16 protein-coding genes are annotated in these 18,337 nt (G+C 62.2%); 4 read left to right on the top strand and 12 right to left on the bottom strand.

The window, feature by feature from the left end:
- Positions 1-523 precede the first annotated feature (523 nt).
- Positions 524-691 carry a hypothetical protein gene (locus BLR66_RS19220; RefSeq protein ID WP_176943850.1) on the top strand — a complete coding sequence of 56 codons (168 nt, stop codon included), beginning with the start codon at positions 524-526 and terminating at the stop codon, positions 689-691.
- Positions 692-701: 10 nt separating this feature from the next.
- On the opposite strand, the gene BLR66_RS11285 is transcribed toward BLR66_RS19220, so the two are convergent.
- The 4 genes from BLR66_RS11285 to BLR66_RS11270 form a co-directional block, all read right to left on the bottom strand.
- A complete protein-coding gene (locus tag BLR66_RS11285) occupies positions 702-2,828 on the bottom strand; it encodes a CocE/NonD family hydrolase (protein WP_176943849.1) in 2,127 nt (708 codons plus the stop codon).
- 200 nt (positions 2,829-3,028) lie between these two features.
- On the bottom strand, positions 3,029-3,367 hold the full coding sequence (locus tag BLR66_RS11280) for a hypothetical protein (protein WP_093286118.1): 339 nt from the start codon (positions 3,365-3,367) through the stop codon (positions 3,029-3,031).
- A gap of 57 nt (positions 3,368-3,424) precedes the next feature.
- The gene (locus tag BLR66_RS11275) at positions 3,425-3,856 is read right to left on the bottom strand and encodes a GNAT family N-acetyltransferase (protein WP_093286114.1); all 432 of its coding nucleotides are present in this window, start codon (positions 3,854-3,856) and stop codon (positions 3,425-3,427) included.
- 345 nt (positions 3,857-4,201) lie between these two features.
- Positions 4,202-6,241: a winged helix-turn-helix domain-containing protein gene (locus tag BLR66_RS11270; RefSeq protein ID WP_176943848.1), complete on the bottom strand. Its 2,040-nt coding sequence runs from the start codon at positions 6,239-6,241 to the stop codon at positions 4,202-4,204.
- Positions 6,242-6,430: 189 nt separating this feature from the next.
- On the opposite strand from BLR66_RS11270, the gene BLR66_RS11265 reads away from it, so the two are divergent.
- A complete protein-coding gene (locus tag BLR66_RS11265; RefSeq protein ID WP_176943847.1) occupies positions 6,431-7,300 on the top strand; it encodes a DUF2306 domain-containing protein in 870 nt (289 codons plus the stop codon).
- Positions 7,301-7,548: 248 nt separating this feature from the next.
- Here the strand turns inward: BLR66_RS11265 and BLR66_RS11260 are convergent, their stop codons facing one another.
- Positions 7,549-8,199, bottom strand: coding sequence for a cupin domain-containing protein (locus BLR66_RS11260; RefSeq protein ID WP_093286103.1), 651 nt, complete (start codon positions 8,197-8,199; stop codon positions 7,549-7,551).
- Positions 8,200-8,596: 397 nt separating this feature from the next.
- Here BLR66_RS11260 and BLR66_RS11255 point away from each other — a divergent pair, with 397 nt between their 5' ends.
- Entirely contained in the window at positions 8,597-10,060 is a 1,464-nt protein-coding gene (locus BLR66_RS11255; protein ID WP_093286100.1) for a M20/M25/M40 family metallo-hydrolase, read from the top strand.
- 150 nt (positions 10,061-10,210) lie between these two features.
- Here the strand turns inward: BLR66_RS11255 and BLR66_RS11250 are convergent, their stop codons facing one another.
- The 4 genes from BLR66_RS11250 to BLR66_RS11235 all read right to left on the bottom strand — a co-directional run bounded on the left by BLR66_RS11250 (position 10,211) and on the right by BLR66_RS11235 (position 14,618).
- A complete protein-coding gene (locus BLR66_RS11250) occupies positions 10,211-10,822 on the bottom strand; it encodes a hydrolase (protein WP_093286097.1) in 612 nt (203 codons plus the stop codon).
- 2 nt (positions 10,823-10,824) lie between these two features.
- A complete protein-coding gene (locus tag BLR66_RS11245) occupies positions 10,825-12,177 on the bottom strand; it encodes an alpha/beta fold hydrolase (protein ID WP_093286092.1) in 1,353 nt (450 codons plus the stop codon).
- A 102-nt stretch (positions 12,178-12,279) separates the two neighbouring features.
- Complete coding sequence (locus BLR66_RS11240; protein ID WP_176943846.1) at positions 12,280-13,185, bottom strand: helix-turn-helix domain-containing protein; 906 nt, start codon at positions 13,183-13,185, stop codon at positions 12,280-12,282.
- A 320-nt stretch (positions 13,186-13,505) separates the two neighbouring features.
- The gene (locus tag BLR66_RS11235; RefSeq protein WP_093286083.1) at positions 13,506-14,618 is read right to left on the bottom strand and encodes an alpha/beta hydrolase family protein; all 1,113 of its coding nucleotides are present in this window, start codon (positions 14,616-14,618) and stop codon (positions 13,506-13,508) included.
- Positions 14,619-14,846: 228 nt separating this feature from the next.
- Between BLR66_RS11235 and BLR66_RS11230 the strand changes: the two genes are divergently transcribed.
- Positions 14,847-16,037 carry a serine hydrolase domain-containing protein gene (locus BLR66_RS11230; RefSeq protein ID WP_093286078.1) on the top strand — a complete coding sequence of 397 codons (1,191 nt, stop codon included), beginning with the start codon at positions 14,847-14,849 and terminating at the stop codon, positions 16,035-16,037.
- Between the two features lie 72 nt (positions 16,038-16,109).
- Here BLR66_RS11230 and BLR66_RS11225 read toward each other — a convergent pair whose 3' ends face one another.
- The 3 genes from BLR66_RS11225 to BLR66_RS11220 all read right to left on the bottom strand — a co-directional run bounded on the left by BLR66_RS11225 (position 16,110) and on the right by BLR66_RS11220 (position 18,332).
- The gene (locus BLR66_RS11225) at positions 16,110-16,427 is read right to left on the bottom strand and encodes a hypothetical protein (protein ID WP_143014627.1); all 318 of its coding nucleotides are present in this window, start codon (positions 16,425-16,427) and stop codon (positions 16,110-16,112) included.
- A gap of 91 nt (positions 16,428-16,518) precedes the next feature.
- Positions 16,519-16,944 carry a DUF5990 family protein gene (locus BLR66_RS18930; RefSeq protein ID WP_143014626.1) on the bottom strand — a complete coding sequence of 142 codons (426 nt, stop codon included), beginning with the start codon at positions 16,942-16,944 and terminating at the stop codon, positions 16,519-16,521.
- A gap of 464 nt (positions 16,945-17,408) precedes the next feature.
- A complete protein-coding gene (locus BLR66_RS11220; RefSeq protein WP_176943845.1) occupies positions 17,409-18,332 on the bottom strand; it encodes a DUF4034 domain-containing protein in 924 nt (307 codons plus the stop codon).
- Positions 18,333-18,337 lie beyond the last annotated feature (5 nt).

The raw sequence follows: 18,337 nt of genomic DNA, 5'->3' as shown, positions 1-18,337 counted from the left end.
TTTGACAAACGGCGTGTCGCTTGACTGGAACCAAATGGCCGTCTGTGGAGGAGTTTCCGGAAAGAATAGAGGCCTAACTTATTGTTAACGGGCGAACGTAAATTTTTCACACATCAACCTACTCTCAAGCGGCGTCTCTTCGTCGTGTTCGATCGGGTTGCTGTGTTGCCCCCAGTTTGTGAGAACGAAAACGGGGACGGAGTGGGTGGGTCCCGATAAATCGGACACCAAAAAGCTGGGCCAACCCTCGCACGGAAGTGTTCCATGCAGAAGCGTCGGCGATTCACGGCGAAGTCCCCAGTGCTGCGCTTTCCCAGCTTCGCGACTCACGTCGCTCCTACGGTCTAGTGGTCTGCTTTCGATTGATCGCGATCATGTCGGCCGATCAGTCTGTCCAGTTTGTCGACAACCGGGTGTTGCTTGAAACCGGACCACCACTGCCAACGCGCAATAAACGCCGCTGTTTCCCGAATCCGGTGTCGCTGCCGAGATGCAGAACTACCGTCCTCGGATTGATCCAATCATGTCCTCCGACCCATTGCAGCTGCGACACGGATACTTCGCATTGCCGGCCACGGTCGGCAATGTGGAAGCGGTCTCCCTGCAGATGGACGTGCCGCACCTTGGCGAACTAGTAGTAGAAACCAGGAGTCATGCTGTGGTGGTCGGGCTTGGTGTGTTCGGGCTGTAGCCCCGGTAAATCACTCGCGCAAACCGAACTCCAGACAGCTGCTGCCGCGCCAATGGATTTCCAGGGGTTGGCCCGCGTCTGCGATGACTTCATCGGATGGTTCGTTGCCGCTGCCCAGGTTGAGCTGGCGGTCGGGCTGCTTGATCACGCCGAGAGTCACCACGATGCGACTGCCGGCGGCCAGCTTGCGGCCGATCAGGCGCGTGTCCTCCACGACGAGTCGTTGCGGCTCGTTGGCCCGCAGCAGGCGTCGCTGGCGGCGATCGGCGTTGTAACTGGCGCGCTGCAGCCACCAGGCGAGGTCGAGGTATTCGCCCTTGGCGTTGCGCTCGTACACGCCGAGGACAACATCGACATCGCGCTTGTTTACGGTGAAGTCGAGTACGCCTTTGAACGCCCCGGCCAGTTCGGCGTCTTGCGGCAGCGCATCGCCGACAAAGACCAGACCCGCATGCGGGTCAAGCTGGGTGTTGACCACATTGGCCGGTTGCGTCCAGTCGGCGTCCCCGCGGTCGCTGAAGTCCACGCGTTGCGTGACGATGGCTTGTGGCCGAGGTTGCGTGGACAAGGTGTTCGCATCGGCCGTCGCGCCCGGCACCAGGCATAGCCGTTGCGTGCGCGTCGCCATTGCTTCCAGTGTGTGCGCGTGCCGCCATGCGTCCGCACCCATGACCTGCCAGTTCACCCGGTCGGCCAGCACTTCCGGCTTCGGGGCGCCCTTCAGCACATGGTCGAACCATGCCAGCCGCAGGGCTTGCAGATCGATCCGCGCAGCAGGCTCTGGCGCATAGCCCTGTACGGTTGGCGGCACGCCCGTCTGCATAGTGAAGTGTTCATAGGGGCCGATCAGCAGGGTGTGGTCGGCCTCCGGGCGATGCCGCAAGTGCTCGCGGAAGTAATGCAGAGCGCCGGCCTGTGCGCCGTCGAAGTAGCCGGTAGTGGCCAGCACGGGGATGTCGATGCCGGCGAATGCGTCGCCTTGCGGGATCATGGCTTGCCAATAGGCATCGTAACCGGGATGTTTCAGCCAGTTGGCGAACACCGGGTTGGCGCTTCCATCGATGGCCGGCAAATCCCGGTAGGCGCGGCCACTGGCGTACCAGTTGCGATTGAGCGCGGCCCAGCGCGCGTTGTCGCCGTAGCGAGCATCGTCCAGCCAACGGTTGCTCGCGGCATACAGCGGCCACGGGTACATGAAATTGAAGAAGATGCCGCCTTCCATCGGCGCGTCGATGCCGGGTGCGAGGGTGGCGGAGGTGGCGATTGCCTTCAATGCCTTGGGTTTGTGCTTCAGGGCAGCCCATTGGGTGTAGCCGCTGTAGCTGCCCCCGTACATGCCCACGCGGCCGTCGTTCCATGGCTGTCTGGAAATCCAGTCGATCACAACAGCGGCATCGGCGCCATCGTGCTCGTACGGGACGATGGCGTCGGGGCTGCGGCCCTTGCCACGGGAATAGGCCACTACGCCCGGGTAACCGTATGCGGCGGCCTTCTTCGCATCGCTCCAGGCCCAGTCGTCGTTGGCGTAGATGGTGAACGTCAACAGCGCAGGCAATGGCGGCGCCTTGGCCGGGCGCACGATCAGGACGGCGATACTGGCGCCCTCCGGTGTGCGAACCAAGGTATCGCGGTCGATCGCGTAACGGCGCGCATCGTCCGCCGCCAGTGCCGGATCGAACAGGGCTTGGAACGCGCAGTAGGCCGCATGCACCTGCCAGGCGCGGATCAGGTCGACCGCCTCCGCCAATGGCAGCCGCTTCTTTCCGGAAGTCCGCGCAAGCGCCGCGTCCAGGTCGCCGCGCATCCGCGGCAGGTAGCCGCCGAAACCGAACTCGGCCTGCAGCGCGACTTTGTCTTCCAATGCCCCAAAACGTTCGGCGAAGACCGCGCTCCAAGCCTGGGCGAACGGCAGCCCGCGCGTCGCCTGCAGGGTCTTCGCCCGCGCATAGATCTCGTATTGCAAGTACAGCGGCGGTTGGGAGGGATCGTCTTTGCGCAATGCGCGAAGGTCCTCAATGCTTTTCACCGCCTCTGTGTACTGCCCGGCGGCCAGCTGGAGCCGGAACAGCGTGCCGAGATAACGCTGGCGGTCCTCGTCGCGATAGCCCGCCATCGTCTCGCGCGCGAGAATGGACATTGCCTGTTCGATGTTGTCTCCGTGCAATCCTGCTGGAACATGGACCTCCGACGCCCGGGCGGTCGAGGGCACGGACAGTGCGATCAGCAGAAGTGCCAGGAAAGTTTTCATGTCGGGTTGGGCTGAGAATGCCGAAAGGGCGGATGCTAGCATCCGCGCGCTACGGCAATCTTGAGCGGAAAGGAATTGTCAGGTAGTGACTATGGAAATTGGACGTGCTCCATCCAGTAATCCGCCGTGAATCCCAAAACCAGACCCAACGCCAGCGCTAAAACATATCCTTCAGCAGTGGCGCCAACCAGTGCTGCGACTGCTAAGGCCAGGACAACGCCAAGAAAAGTCTGGGTTAGCAACGAAAGGGAACGCTTTTTCTCTGCCGTGCCAAACATTACGATTGCGAAATAGCAGCCGAATAAAAATAATATGAGTGTCCAGCGAATCGTGCGCGAATCAAGAACTCCAGCGTCGACACGCAATAGTCCGAACAGCGCAAAAATGCTGCCGAACAGAATCACTCCAAGCAGCCACCAACGTGTCATAGCCACCTAACGCCTGACACAGCCGGGCCGCGAAGCGGCTTCGGCTTGAATGAATTGTTAGGGCGCCACTGCATAAACACTCGGGAAGTATCGCTCCATGAGCGACTCCGGATACAGCGGTGCCGTAAACCCGTACTGAGCATACAACCCATGCGCGTCCCCTGTGGCCAGGGTAAACCGTCGTAGCCCTTGAAGCTGCGGATGTGCGAAAACAGCATCCATGAGCGCCTTGCCATAACCCCTGCCCCGATGCTCCGGCAGGACGAAGACGTCCACAAGGTTGGCGAAGGTCGTGTAGTCGGAGATGACGCGAGCAAACGCGATCTGGGACTTGCCGAGGAAGCCGCCGAAGCAGAGCGAGTGGTCAATGGACCGCTGCACCAAGGCAAACGGAATGCCTTTGGCCCAATAGGTGTGCTCGGAGAGGAAGCGGTGGATGAGCGGGAGATCTAGCCCTGCTGTCTCTGTGGATATCCGAAAACTTTCCATAGCGCCCCAACTACGATCAGACCCCAAAGCGGGGCGTAGCGCGGATTGTGGGTGTGGCCTGGGAGGCCCGTCAATCGGGCTTTGTCTACGCGGCACAAGCGGTGAGACGTCGAGTATTTCCTGAGCGATCGCGAACAGGCCTAGCCTGAAGCGCGTTACTCCGGTCGCAAGAAGCGGTGGCGACGATCTGGTCGGCGGCTTCGGCCAGTTGGGTGAAGCTTTTGAACGAACTAAAGGGGACGGAGGTAATTAAACGACTTAATCGCCTCCGCCCCGCTTTAGCTGGAGTCCTGCCAATGCAGAGAATAGGAGTGGTTTAACCTGCTTCACACGTGCCGTATCCCGTCACCGGCACTCAAAATCATCCGTGCCTAGCGGCGCGCAACCGTCTCCCCACTTGCCGGTCTGCCGCCAGTACCCGGAGACGCCGGCCTGGACCAGCAGCTTCTTGTAGTCCGGATGCGCGCGCACGCTTGAATAGGGCGCGTTCCAGAACGCGACATAAGGAAATTGCTCCATGCTGCCTTCCTTGAAACCCTTCTGCGCTTCCAGATCCTTACGCAATGCGGCCACGGCCAGATCCGCCTCGCCCAATGCGTCGGCCACGCTGGTCCAAAGGTACGCGAAGTCGGCGCCACCGCCGTAGGACTCGTCCGCGAGGGCTTTGCGCACGAGGGCAAGCATGGCTTCCCGATCGTCCAGCCTCGCGCCGAGGTCGCGGAAGAAGGGCGTGTCGTATTCCTTGCTTTGTCCCAACAGCCGGCGGTGCAGCATTCTCAATTCGTGCAGCCCACCGGGTCGCTTGCCCGCAAGTTGGCGAAAGAAGGCGACGTAATCCGGTTCCAGCTGGCTTCCTTCCAGTTCCCGGCCACGCTGGTACTCGGCCTCCGCATCTCCATAACGGCGCGCGGCGACGTAGTCGAACTGCAGGTCGCGGGATAGGAACAGCGCCCTGGGTTCCAGCGCGCGCACCTGCTCGACCAGGGTCACGGTTTCGTCCAGGTGGCCCATGGCATAGATCATGTAAGCGTAATCAAAGACGCGTTCCTTGCTCATCGGGCCCGAATCCACGACCTGCTTCGCCAGCGTTATGGCTTCGGCGCGCTTGCCCTGGCGCCACAGGGCATTGGAGCGGTCTCGCCTGGCCACCCAGCTGTCCGGTGCGATGCGGGCGATGCGCTCGCGAACCTGGCGTGCCTCGGCGCGCAACTTCTCCGCTGGAACGCCGCCTACTTCTTGCGCCATGGACAGGAGCGAGCCGGCCAGCGCATCCCAGCACAACACGCACTGCGGATCCAGCGCCACCATCTCACGGGCCAGTTGCAAGCGTTCGCGATCGTGGCTGAAATCGAACCGTTCCTGCATGGAGATGTTGCGCCAGCGCAAGAAGCGTTCGTAGGCTTCCACGTTGGTGGTACCGCCCTGCTCGCGGTTGAACTTGGCGACATCCAGCTTGACGCTCAGGGCCAGCGCGACGTCGCGGGAGATTTCCTCCTGCATCTTGAATATGTCGCGCCGTTCGCTCGCATAGGTTCTGGACCACAGGTGGGTGCCATCCTGGGCACGGACGAGCTGTGCGGTGACGCGCAGGTGATCGCGATCCTTGCGGACGCTGCCTTCAAGCAGATAGGCAACGCCGAGCTTCCGGCCGACCGCGCTCAGGTCTTCGTTCTTGCCCTTGAACGAGAAGCTCGAAGCGGGCCCTACCACCCGCATCGCCGGTGCTTGCGCAAGTTGATTGATGATTTCCTCCGCCAGACCGTCGGCCAGATATTCCTGGTCCCGTGCCTGGGACAGGTCGGCAAACGGGAGCACGGCCAGCGAGGGTTGTGGCGAGGGGGCGGGCGCTCGGTCCGGCAGAGCGGAGGTCGCGCTACCTGCATCTTTACCCGGCAGCCAGCTGAGGACTGCGATTGTCAGTACAAGAACGGTAGGAATGGCCGCAAGGACGAACCAACGGGCCCGCTTGGAACGTGGTGTCGCGGCCTGCAGTGGAGGCGACTGGAACGGACGCGGATCAGTGGGAGGGCCGGCGGTCTCCGCTTCTCCGTCAATCGTCAGCGCATGTTCTGGGAGGTCGAAGCGATAGCCGATCCCGTAGACAGTGCGCAGCAGTCGCGGATGTTGCGCGTCCTCGCCCAGTCCTTGGCGCAGCACGCTCATGATACGGTTGAGTACGCTTTGGGTAACGTGCCGATGGCCCCAGACCGCCTCCAGGATTTCATCCCGGGTGAACACGCGGCCAGGCGAACCGGCCAGCACTGCAAGCACGGCAAAAGCCTTGGGTTCCAGGGACTGCTCGCTGCCTCCGCGCACCAACCGTCTGCCGGCGAAGTCGATGACCACGTCGTCGAAGACAAGGTTGCGCGGAACAGGCTGCGACATACGGTCCCCGGCGAAAGAGCTTCCGCTCGGGCCAGTATATAGCGCGTCTTGGGGCCGGCCTAAGCCTCCCCTAAGCATTGGGGCCCAAATCTACGCGGAACCTGCGACTGCCCTTAAGCCTTGTCCATGCCCTTGGCCGATCCTGGTCGCGCAAGAAAGATCTTGTGCAGCCAATGAATGGAGATTGTCATGAATGAACTAGACAGCCCTTACATCGGCCAATCCCAGCCGCAGCTGGGTTCCGCTCCGGCACGTCTGCTGCGTTGGACCGGTCGATTCTTCTATTACGCGTGCCTGGTGGGCCTGGGAGTATTCGGCACCTACATTATCCTGCGGGGCGCCGGCAGCACCCTCAGCAATTTCGATCAATGGCACGACCTGGTGGCCGGACTGCCGATACGGTCGGTTTCCGAGTGGATCGCCAACCTTGGCATCGGTATGCACTTCGTCTGCGGCGCGGTGCTGGTGCTGGCGTGGCCCATTCTGTTGTCGAGCCGCATACGGGCCCGCCATCGCGCCGTCCATCGCTGGACCGGCCGGGTGTATGTGACGGCAGGACTGCTGGCCGGAACCGGCGGCCTGTCGTTCATTTTTACGCGCGGCGCATACGTCCAATCGGCGTCCATAGCCTTCGGGATATGGGGCGCAGTGATGATGCTGAGCGCGGCCATGGCCTACGTACACGCGCGCGCCAAGCGCTTCGACCTGCATCGTGCCTGGGCCATTCGCCTGTTCGCGATGGTGCTTGGTTCCTGGCTGTTCGATCTGGAAATCCGGGCGTGGAAGGACCTGGCGGGGGGTATCGGTTTTGGCAAAGGCGACACGAGCGGTCCACTGGACTACGCAATGCTCTACCTGTTCTTTGTTCCTAACCTGCTGGTCGCCGAATTTTTCATCCGCAACAAGCACAGGCGGCTAGTCCAGTCAGGCAATGCGAAATGGTCCGCCGTCGTCGCACTTGCGGCAGTCGGCTTGATCTTCGGCTACGCGATCGTCGCGGTCACCGCCACACACACCGGCAAGTATGGCAAGCACCTACTCCAGTTCATTTCTGGCTAGTCCGGAACCGTACTCCGACCCGTTTGGCGAAGCCGTCCAGCCTACGAGCCGCGCTGGGTTGGAAAACTTGCCCGGACTTCGTTTTTCCCAATCCCGCTTTTCCCGCACACGGCACAGTGGGTTACGGCAATATCATGGACCTAAGCGTGCACCCTGCCAGCCTGCACATAGCGATGGAGGGACTGCAAAGGAAACGGAGGCAATCAAGTGGCTCAATTGCCTCCGTTCCCTTCAGCTGGTCGCATGAACTACTGGATGGCAGCTTTGCACGGAACCAGTGGCGGCGGATTGTTCAAATCATGGCTGATCGGCTGCGCGGCATCATACAGATTGACCGCCAGTACCCGTCGTGCGCTGGACCCGCCGGGTCGCCCACGATGGATAACGCCAGCAGGTAAGACAAGGTATTGGCCGGGCCCAAGGCTGTAGCTGCGCTCGGGAGTCTCCAAGCACTGTTCGCCAGCGACAACGTAGAACACCTCTGGACCGGAGTGAGTATGGACGGGGGTGGTGGTTCCAGGCTCGAGCATGGAGGACAGTACCCGCATCGAATAACGGTTCGCAGCGGGCATTTCGACAGGACCTATCCAAGCGACGTGATGGCCGCCATGATGTGCCTCAGCCTGAGTTTCGACAGTCATGAGCCACACCGAGCCATGTGCTTCGGCAGCGACGCCGTTAGGACCGGCGGCCTTCTTCGCGGCCTCGAGGGAATCGAAACGATCAAGATGCCAATACACGGGCTTGGCCGTGGACCCATGCAGGGGTCTATTGGCCAGAATCGTACAACCTACCTCTCCACGCCGCTCCGGAGAATCTTCAGCGCACTTCACGGAAGGTCGCTGTGCCGCGGCGGCAAGCCCGCAAACTGCAAAGATGATGAGAAGCATGCGACTCATGTGTGCCTCTTTTCGTTCGGGACGGGGCTGCCGCTGTCCGTCTGATGTATGGCTTCAAATTCTTATTGCCATCCAACTACGATTGGACCCAAAAACGAGGTGTAGTGTGGATTGTGGGCACGGCCCGGGGAGCCCGTCAATCGAACTTTTCCCATACCGCACGAGGGCTTACGGTGGTATCGCGGGCTGGCTGTGCAGATCGAAGGGAAACTTGTTCTGATCCCGGTTTTTCGCCTTCCATGGCGCATGGCTGTTTCCTTCCTTGTTCGCGATGGAAATGCCCCGCTCTGTCGATGCCAGCGCGGATTCAACGGGCAATCCGTGCAATCCGGGCCGGCCGTAAAAGTGGTAGCGTGGCGACAGGAAAGCCGCCAGCGGTCATCCGGGGGATGCCACGATGAAACCGTTCTTGCTGAGTCCGACGACGCTGCTGCTCTGCGGGTTGATCAGCATTGTGATGTTGCGATCGGACAATATGCGCGCGGCGCAGGCCGCCGCCGTCAGTCCACTTTCCTCATCTCAATCTCAAGTGGCCCGACTGAACGCGCAGCGCGCTGCGAACGCTGCCGAAACGCCGCGTCGGCATCCGATCTGGGCAGACGGCACGGTCATCCCGCCGACGGCGACGGCGCCGTGGTCGCAGACCGACCCGTTCGCGCCGGTGTATATCGTGACCTCACGCGACACCTATCAGGGTATCCGTGGCCTGACCCGCGATGCGGTCGGGCGGCGCGACAGTACCGGCATGCCGTTGGTGATTTCGGAAATCAGGGCCGACAGCCTTGGCGAGATCGGCCGCCACGTGCATGTCAAAGAGCGTCGCTGCGGCGGCTTTTTCGCGTTTCCCAGTCGTACGCAGGCCGAGGCTTTCCTGCATGCGGACCGCTCGCGGCAGGCGATGACCAAATCGCTGCTCGCCAGCTACACGCTCGACAATCAGGCCACCGTGGACCGCTGGTTGCCGCAGGTGGAGGAGCGCCGCATCTACGACACCATCAATCACCTCTCGAGCTATCGCAATCGCTACTACGCCAGCAGTTCCGGCAAGACCTCGGCCGAATGGATCCGCACCCACTGGCAATCGATCGCCGCCGGCCGCAGCTACGTCACCACCGAACTGTTCACCGCCTGCACGAACTGCTCCACGCAGCCCTCGGTGATCCTCACCATCCAGGGCTGGGACCTGCCCAACGAAGTCGTGGTGCTGGGCGCACACCTGGATTCGATCAACGCCAGCAACCGCAACGATCTCAACCAGCTCGCGCCGGGCGCCGACGACGACGCATCGGGCATCGCCACCCTCACCGAAACGCTGCGCATTGCGCTGTCCGAAGGCTGGCGGCCGCGGCGCACGGTGAAGTTCATGGGCTATGCCGCAGAGGAAGTCGGCCTGCGCGGCTCCAACGCTATCGCACAGTCCTTCCGCAGCAGCGGCGTCAACGTCGTCGGGGTGCTGCAGGTGGACATGACCAATTACAAATCCGGCGCGGTGCCGGATATGAAACTGATCGCCGACTATTCCAACGCCGATCTGAAGAACTTCTTCGTCACCCTGTTCGATACCTACCTCGCGCCGAAGGGTCTCACGCGCGGCAGCGTTACTTGCGGTTACGCCTGCTCCGACCATGCCTCGTGGACGAACGCCGGCTATCCCGCCGCGATGATGTTCGAGGCCGGCGGCCCGAACGGCAGCTTCCCCTACATCCACACCACCAGCGACACGCTGGCGACTATGGGCGAATCGGCGCAGAACAGCGTCAAGTTCGCACAGTTCGCATTGGCTTACCTTGGCGAAACCGCCAAGACCGCGCAGGTCAGAGTCACCGGCGGCCCGGCGCCGGTTTTTCGGAAAGACGGGTAGAGCAGGCGCGTAGGCTGGGTTGGCTCCATCAACCCAGCATGTCGGGAGCCCGATGAAGCCGCTGGGCTAGTGAAACCAACCCAGCCTACGCCCAAGCTGGCTCTGACCCCGTATTTTCCGCGTTGAATATGGATCTCCTGCCTTGGCCGATCAATGGCCTTCGACCGCGAAAAGAATGTCCGCGAATCCCGGCGTCGTTTTCTCTCGGTTCCAATCGCGTTGCAGTTCGCATATCAGCTGCACCCATCCCACTGGTTTGCCGCCGGCCTGGACGAGGCGTTGAACGCCCAGCGCATGCGCTTCGGGCGATGTTCCGCCGACGCAATCGATGACCGGATAGACCTCGAAACCTTCGTTGATGGCATCGAGTGCAGGGTGGACCAGGCAGACTTCAGTCCACAGGGCGGCCATGATGAGCTTCCTCCGCCCGGTGGCTTTCACGGCCCGTACGAAATCCTCGTCCTCCCATGCATTGATGGACGTGCGGTCGATGGGGTGGACGTCGGGCAGCACGTCGATGATCTGATGGATGGTCGGCTGGTTACGACCGGTCTTCACGTTCACCGTGGACAGCACAACCGGCAGTTCGTAGAGCTTGCCGATACGGGCCAGTGCGGTGATGTTGGTGACCAATTCGCGTTTCGGGCGGGACTGGATCGAGGAGACCTGCACAGGTTGGAAGTCGATGATGACCAGAGCGGCATTCTTTGGCGTGAGCAAGTGGTCGGCAAGCGGATCGCGGATGGTTGCGAACGACGCCATGGCTACTCCCCTTGCTTGCTGGACGCGTGCGCGGCGACTACGTAAGTCGTATCCGTCGGACCCTGACCGGTGATGTAGACGACCGTTGGCTGGTCTCCGGTGAAGGCGAAATGCGGGTCGCCTGCCGGCTCGGTGTAGAAACTGCCCGGGCCCAGCGTACGGGCCGTCGCTTCGTCGGCCTGCTCGCCGTATCCGAAGTACCATTCGCCGGACACGACGAGCGCGGTACGGTTGTCGCGATGCCTGTGCGAGGCGATGCGCGTGCGGGGCGGGACGCGGATTTCGATCGCGTACGGCCCAGCCGCATTCGGATTTCCCGAGAGGAGGGTCGTCTGCACGCCGCTGATCCCGGATGTGCCCGCTCCAGCGCCGCCTCGCGCGACAGCATCGACCTCTGAAGACGTCAGACGGGCCTGCGCGAGCCGCGCATCCGCGTCAAGGAAGGCGCGGATCGCCGCGACCGTCGCTTGCGGCTGTTCTTCCATCAGCCAATGCCCGGCATCGGAGATCACCACCTCGTGCACGTCGTCGGCGGCAAAACGCATCACGAAGGCCATGGTCGATCCGAAGGAATGGTCGCCACCGACGGCGAGCAGGGGCATTTTCAGGCGTCCAGCTGTCAACCCCGCGCGGTTGTCTATCGCGTCCTGATCGAAAGCGGCGAACTGCAGGAAGCCTGCATGCATGCGACCCGGCCGCGCATAGAGCGCTGCGTAGTGACGCCGCGCAGCTTCCGGGAAATGCGCCGGATTGGCGGAAAACTCGTTCCAGAACCGGTCCAGATAGATGCGCTCGCGCCCGGCCACCAGACGTTCCATGTCGGGCCCGCCGAAACGGAAATGCCAAAGCAACGGGTTCTTGAGAATCTCGTCCCACGGGCCGATCCCGGGCACTGGCGCGTCCATCACCACCAGCCGCGTGGTGCGGGCCGGGTGGGCCTGGGCGAACGCAAATGCGACCATGTTGCCGATATCGTGCGCGACGACATCGGCGCGGTCGATGTGCAACGCGTCCAGCACTCCGGCAATGTCTTCGGCTTGGTTTTTCTTGGTGAAACCTTCCGCAGCAATCGCCGAGAGCCCCATTCCCCGCAGGTCCGGTACGACGACGGTGTGGTCGCGCATCAGATCCGCCGCCAGGGGCACCCACATGTCGCCGGTGTCGCCGTACCCATGGATGAGCACCACGGCGGGCCCTGTTCCGCCTATGCGAACATGCAAAGTGGTTCCGTTGGTCTGGATCTCCTGCATGCGGAAACCAGCAGGGAAATCGGACGTGCCGGCTAGCGCCGGGAGGGTCGCGAGAAACAATACTGCGACCCACGTGCAGGTCCGGAGTTGGCTATGCATTCCCATGGGACGTCTCCTCAAAAGAAGGTTGCACTTTCGAGTCTGGCCGTCCGCGCCGGGAAGGTCTTGAAGATTTCTATCGGACCTTTGCAAAAACCGCCGCCGCGTTCACAGGACCTGCTTTCGCCAGGCGCCGGGACTTGCGCCGACGATGCCGGTGAAGACGCGCGTGAAATGGCTTTGGTCGGCAAAACCGCACGCAGCTGCGATGTCGCTGAGCGATCGATCGGCATCCCGCAGCAACGACTTGGCGCGCAGCACACGTTGCAGCAGCATCCAGCGATGGGGCGGCATGCCCATGCTCCGCTTGAAGGCGCGGGCGAAGTAGTTCGACGAAAGCCCGCACGCTGCTGCCGGCTCGGACAGCGATATGTCTTCGCCCATCCGCTCGATCATCAGTTCGGTGGCGCATCGTACCTGCCAAGGCGCCAGCGCGCCGCGCCTTCCGTACTCAGGCAGGCGCATGCCGCCGAAGGCAATCGCGAAATAGGTGTGCGTTGCCAGCATAAGATGATCGGCGTACATCTCGCCCATTTGCTCCGGGCGCTCGAGCGCAGGCAGGAGCGCTTGTCCCAGATGCCAAACCGTCGCATCGAAGGCGCCGCGTTCGCAGGAAAGCGTTGCGATTCTCGGCGCGCCATGTTCGTCGGTGATTTCATCGAGTGCGGTACGCGAGACGTAGAAGTGCAGAACGTCGAAGGGGCTCTGCAGGTTGGCGGTCGGCTCTTGTTCCAGATCGACGATACTGGTGGTCCTGGCGCCATAGCCCCCGCGGTAGACGGAACGCCCGCCGATGAAGAGTTCGCGTTTGGGCGAGTCCCTCAATTGCAGGAGCACCGAGAATGCGGATTCTGCGGGCAGCGGCGAGGTCATTCCGTGTCCCGGTGCGTCGCGCCGGATGCGCGTCACGGCAAGCTTCGACTTCCGCAGGGCACTGATAACAAGATGCGAACTCGCATCGGCCCGGAAGTATTTCGCCAGGCCGTCGCCGTAGGCGCCCGTGGTCGGCTGCATGTAATCCTCCCTACGGCCGGAGCGTCGGCGCGCGAATGAGGGGACGAAGTCTTCCGAGCATACAGGATGATCGGGAGGTGGGCTTGCAGTCGCTGGTGGTCGCCACGGTCTGGTCGACGGCTTCGGCCAGGTGGGTGAAGCCGCGGGGCAGGATGAGGTGGTCGGGGTTGGCTGAGTTCGGCCAGCAGGTGCAGGTAGTGGCGGAGCGATCGCAGTTGCTGGTGGGCTTCTTCCGGCAGGAAGTAGCCGGGCTCGCATGGCGTTCCTTGGCGGGTGACGTGAGGGTTGATGAAACCAATCCAGCCTGGCCGCAACCGATTCTACCGTTCCCGTACGGCCTTCAGTGCAGTGCCTACCGTCTCCGGCGGGAACCCGCAGTGGCCTTCGCCCACCGGCGGCAGCGCGCGCACCTTTTGGCCGCGACCCTTGGCCGTGGCAAGCGCAAGATAAGCGCTGCTGAAGCGGGCCGGCACGATTGGATCAAGCGCATTCGGCTGCAGTACCACCGGCACTTTTGCGTCGCCGGTCAGCGCGCCGGTCTTGCGCACGTAGGCGAGCGCCGCCGGGTCGGCGACGTAGCGGCGGATGCGCGCGCCCAGCGCGGCCTCGTCGCCGTCCACACCCTCGGGGCCGGTAACGCTGCCAACGGGAAAGCCGTCGGCCCGCTGCGCCAACTCGCGTAGCGCCAGGTAGTACAGCCAGAGCGAGCCGGCCAGTTCGCCGCGCGGAATGTCGAAACGCTTGGCCAGTGCCTGCGCGCGCGCTTCATTGCCCGCCAGGGCCGCTTCGATGGCATCGCCGTCGGCAGCGGGCGGCAGTGACGCATCGGCCAGACCGGCCGACGCCTGCGGCAGCGTGCCGGGGAACATCGCATCGAACGCGGCCAGCGGTCCCAAGGCGCCGCGCGCGAACATCGTTTCGCTGGAAACGGCGACGCCGCACATCGACACCACGCCGTTCCACGCACGCGGATGTCGTTCTGCACTCGCCAGGGCGACCAGCCCGCCCATCGACCAGCCGACCAGCCACGCCCGCTTCGGCGCGCCATGGCGGGCGACGAAATGCGTGCGCAGCCGTTCGGTGTCGGCGATCGCTTCAGGAATCGCCCAGCCCTGCCCCGAATAACCGCTAGCCGCGATCGCGAAACCCTGCGTCAGCAACGGCTCCATGCCGGAGGGAAACGGCAACGGCACTTTGCGCGGCGAACCGGCCGTCTCGTAACCATGCGCGTTGACCACCAGCTCGCCGTTCCAGTTGGCGGGTATGTCGATTCGGTAGGCCGCGCCCTCGATCTCGCCGGTATCGACGATGGTCTGCTCCGCTGCAGCCGGCGCGCGCGACGCGGCGGTCTCGCGGAGGTTTACGGGCGTGCACGCAGCCAGCAACACCACGGCGGCAAGTGTCAGCAGCATCGAAACGGTGCGTCGGGTCATCGTGCCTTCCTGTCGTCCACCAACTATAGGGGACGAACTAAAGTGGACGTGGGTAACGGGTTGGCTCCATCAACCCAGCATTTCCTGACCAGGGGCAAAGAGCCCTGGATTGGTGAAGCTAACCCAGCTTACCGTTCTCTGCTCGGGTTTTTTCGCGTTACCTGTATCTAAACCCTTCCCCTTCCACCCGCATCAACATCCTGGACGCTCAATCTGGGGAAACTTGCGATGCGTACCGGTCTTATCGTTCCAACCTGCCTGTCCTGGCTGATCCTGGCCATGCTGCTCGGCAGCTGTGCTACTGCGTCGCGGCCTTCAGTAGAGACCGGTCGCGGCCTGAGGCCGCCGACACCCGCAGTCGAACAAGAGCTGCAGGAGATCCTCGACAAGCATCGCATCGTCACTGCCGGCCTCGGCATCCTTATGGATGGCAAGCTCGCTTGGGCGCTGTACCACGGCGATGCATCGCCAGGCGTGCCGGCCAACGCGGCTACGCGGTTCAATGTCGCTTCCATCACCAAAACCGTGACTGCGGAAACCGCATTGCGGCTCATCGACGCCGGTGAACTCGACCTCGATGAGCCGCTGGGGGCGTACTGGGTCGATCCCGATATCGCCGGCGACCCAAGACTACAGTCGCTGACAGCGCGTACCGTCCTCACCCACACCACCGGCTTTCCCAACTGGCGGTTCTTCCGCAGTGACGGGAAGCTCGCCTTCGCCCGGGCGCCGGGCGAGGCATACGGCTATTCCGGCGAAGGTTTCGAATACCTCGCGCGTGCGATCTCCACCAAACTGCACCGTCCATTTCCGCAAGTGGTGCGGGAGCTGGTGTTCGAACCCGCCGGCATGCAGCATGCGATGATGGAGATACGGCGCAACGGGCTACGCGATGTCGCCATTCCCATCGACGAGGAGGGCACGGCCCACCGCATGTGGTGCCGGCCGAATGGTTGGTGTCGCGAAGAAGGCAGCTATTCTGCCGCCGATGACATGCTGGTAACCGTGCCGGACTATGCGCGCTTCCTTGCCATGGTCGCCCGCGACGAGTCCGGCAAAGCCGGCACGCCGTTGGCGCGCGGTAGTGCCTTGGTCGACACCGGTGATGATGCTGTCGTCGATTGCGAAGACAGTGCGACCATCGACTGTCCTCGTGCACAAGGATATGGCCTTGGCTTCCAGGTCATCGAATATGACGCGATGCGAATTCTTGGCCATGGCGGCAACGATTGGGCGGAGGTCGCACTGGGCTACATCCAACTCCCCGCCCGGGATGGACTGATCGTTTTTCTCAACGCGCCGAACCGGCGTGGATTGGAAGCAATGCCGGAACTTGTGGAACTACTCGATCCGGACTCGCCCTTCCCCGGGCAGTACCGACGATGGCTCGCGCGCGAGCGTGCGCAAGCAACCCGCTAACATTCCGAAAACAGGCTTGCTCTTGACGATATTGGAAAATGGAGGAAATGGGGTCAGATTGCCTCGGCCGGGTCACATCGAAAATGGTTTTTCAAGGTTGTCCGCCAGCGCGACCATTGCGGCCGACTGGGGAAAGTCCGGGAACTGGCCGGCGAATGCACGAGCCCAGTCCCCAAAAAACCTGAAGTCGTTCTCTGAAGTCACTTCGAACACCACTGAGGTATGGGACTCATGCAGCCGATCCAGGATGATTCCCACCCGCTCCCACTGCTCAAGCAGGTCGGCTTCTGGTATCTCCATGAGCCGGCGGCAGAATTCTTGCTCATCGGAGAGAGACATGATTGTGGGTGCCTCCTCGATGTCTCTCTGAATCGCTTCAAGTGGTGTCATAAGCTGGGTCTCTTGGAACGGGAGATTGAGTTGGTGCGACCTAATGCCTGACACAGCCGACCCGCGAAGCGGCTTCGGCTTGAACGAATTGTTAGGCGGCAGGCACGATCACCCAATCCATCAGTAGTGGGACAGAGGCGCAGAACGGTCCACCATCCTTTGCGATGCCGCGAACAACAGCTTGGAGAACACCATCGGTTGCGATGGCTTGGTCGGCCAACCGGGCTGTGATGCCAGTGATTGGCACTTTGGCACGACGCGACCAGACTGTCCCCGGTTGGCCCGCATAGGTACCAGAGTTGATGTATATGAACCGCGCGGCCGGCGGGCCTTGGGTAAATTCGCCGGTCAACTTGGGTGGGTCACTTGATAGGTCAGCAAGAACTGAAAAGTCGAAGATCAGCTCGGGCGCACGGGATGTTGGTGCAACCAACTCTGACTTGCCGCGTTGCAGGGCGAACCAAACCCCAGAGAGTGGCTCAGTCACAACGATCCGGAGTCGCAATGTTTGTTTCATGCCGCCTAACGCCTGAATTAAGCCGGCTCGCTACGAGACGGCTGAAGTATGCCGAGACCGCGAAGAGGGCTCGGCTTGAATGAATTGTTAGGCTGCGGGTCCCGGTGTCTCAGAGTCGTGGCCATCGGAGTCAATCTTTGGTTTGGCACAAGGATCATCGCAACATGTCTTTGGATCATCGACCAAGATTTTGGGCTGCTCTGGCGGAGGGGGAAGCGCCGAGTACTTTGCTGAGCAAGCTGACAGAAGTAGCGCGCAGAAGATAAGGACTGCTCTGACCACCGTAATGCCTCCCCACCGCCTAACTACGATTAGACCCCAAAGTGGGGTGTAGCGCGGATTGTGGGTGTGGTCTGGGAGGCTCGTCAATCAGGCTTTGTCTACGCGCGGCACAAGAGGTTGTGGCAGTAAGTTGGGCTTCCGCACCAATAGATATAGCGGACCTTTCTGCCCGTCCAGTTCTTTCAGGTGCTCAGCTGCCCGGCGAGGCGGCGGCATTCGGCGAACGAGGCGCGGCCTTGCCACGCCGACGGTAACGGCGACTGCAAACGCGGCAGCAACTTGGCGACGGTCTCGGCATCGCCGGCCTGGCAGGCAAAATGTGCGTAATTCTGCAGGTTCCATTGATCCGGATAGCGGGCGATCACGTCCTCGAAGCCGGCGCGCATGCGGTCCCAACGTGCGAACGATGCGAGGAACAGCGTGTCGTCATAGCCGTTCTGGGCTGCGAACCAGTAGATGCGGGCGTACATGCCTTCGCCTTCTAGGTCGCGGGTCGCATCGACCGCCGCCTTTGCGAACGTCTCGATTTCGCCGGGCCCGCCATGCCACTTCGGCATCAGGTGGTTGAGCATGGCGAAATACAGCGGATAGTAGTTGGGGTAGCGATGCACGCCGGCATCGAAATCCTTGCGTACCTGCGCATCACCAACGTTGAGTGCGGTGTCGAGCCCGACCAGCGTTGCGTAGTACTGCGGATGACCGGAGGCCACCTTCTCCTTCGACACCAGGTATTTCCGCGCCCGCTCCAGATGCTTGCGAAACGGTGCCCACGCGTCAGGCGCGACGGTATGCGCGAACCCACCTCCGCGGATGCTCCAGGCACGCCGGGAAATGGTCTCGGCCACCATCAGATGTGCAAGCGGCGATTGCGGAGAATCCTTGGCCCATTCCTTGACCCGCCGCTCAAGCGCGTCCCAGCCAGCGCTGTCGCTGGGCCTGGGATCAACGATTGCGCTTTCCACGCCGCTTGCGAAGATACCGCTGACCCAGAGTCCGCTCGACGTCCGTACCCCATCGTCCACATAGGCATCGCTGCGGGCGTCCAACGCGCGCAGGTCACCTGCTGCATACATTTCAGAGGCCTGCCGCTCGATCGCGCTGCGCATCTCCA

It is taken from the genome of Pseudoxanthomonas sp. CF125 (genome assembly GCF_900104085.1).
GTDB lineage: Bacteria > Pseudomonadota > Gammaproteobacteria > Xanthomonadales > Xanthomonadaceae > Pseudoxanthomonas_A.
This window is presented reverse-complemented; position numbering and strand designations above follow the sequence as displayed.

Excerpts from the sequence above, each read along its gene's own strand:
- BLR66_RS11275 (WP_093286114.1), bottom strand. The coding sequence starts at position 3,856 with ATGGAAAGTTTTCGGATATCCACAGAGACAGCAGGGCTAGATCTCCCG.
- BLR66_RS11230 (WP_093286078.1), top strand. The coding sequence starts at position 14,847 with ATGCGTACCGGTCTTATCGTTCCAACCTGCCTGTCCTGGCTGATCCTG.
- BLR66_RS11255 (WP_093286100.1), top strand. The coding sequence starts at position 8,597 with ATGAAACCGTTCTTGCTGAGTCCGACGACGCTGCTGCTCTGCGGGTTG.
- BLR66_RS18930 (WP_143014626.1), bottom strand. The coding sequence starts at position 16,944 with ATGAAACAAACATTGCGACTCCGGATCGTTGTGACTGAGCCACTCTCT.
- BLR66_RS19220 (WP_176943850.1), top strand. The coding sequence starts at position 524 with ATGTCCTCCGACCCATTGCAGCTGCGACACGGATACTTCGCATTGCCG.
- BLR66_RS11270 (WP_176943848.1), bottom strand. The coding sequence starts at position 6,241 with ATGTCGCAGCCTGTTCCGCGCAACCTTGTCTTCGACGACGTGGTCATC.
- BLR66_RS11265 (WP_176943847.1), top strand. The coding sequence starts at position 6,431 with ATGAATGAACTAGACAGCCCTTACATCGGCCAATCCCAGCCGCAGCTG.
- BLR66_RS11235 (WP_093286083.1), bottom strand. The coding sequence starts at position 14,618 with ATGACCCGACGCACCGTTTCGATGCTGCTGACACTTGCCGCCGTGGTG.
- BLR66_RS11240 (WP_176943846.1), bottom strand. The coding sequence starts at position 13,185 with ATGCAGCCGACCACGGGCGCCTACGGCGACGGCCTGGCGAAATACTTC.
- BLR66_RS11285 (WP_176943849.1), bottom strand. The coding sequence starts at position 2,828 with ATGTCCATTCTCGCGCGCGAGACGATGGCGGGCTATCGCGACGAGGAC.
- BLR66_RS11280 (WP_093286118.1), bottom strand. The coding sequence starts at position 3,367 with ATGACACGTTGGTGGCTGCTTGGAGTGATTCTGTTCGGCAGCATTTTT.
- BLR66_RS11225 (WP_143014627.1), bottom strand. The coding sequence starts at position 16,427 with ATGACACCACTTGAAGCGATTCAGAGAGACATCGAGGAGGCACCCACA.
- BLR66_RS11245 (WP_093286092.1), bottom strand. The coding sequence starts at position 12,177 with ATGGGAATGCATAGCCAACTCCGGACCTGCACGTGGGTCGCAGTATTG.
- BLR66_RS11250 (WP_093286097.1), bottom strand. The coding sequence starts at position 10,822 with ATGGCGTCGTTCGCAACCATCCGCGATCCGCTTGCCGACCACTTGCTC.
- BLR66_RS11220 (WP_176943845.1), bottom strand. The coding sequence starts at position 18,332 with ATGCGCAGCGCGATCGAGCGGCAGGCCTCTGAAATGTATGCAGCAGGT.
- BLR66_RS11260 (WP_093286103.1), bottom strand. The coding sequence starts at position 8,199 with ATGAGTCGCATGCTTCTCATCATCTTTGCAGTTTGCGGGCTTGCCGCC.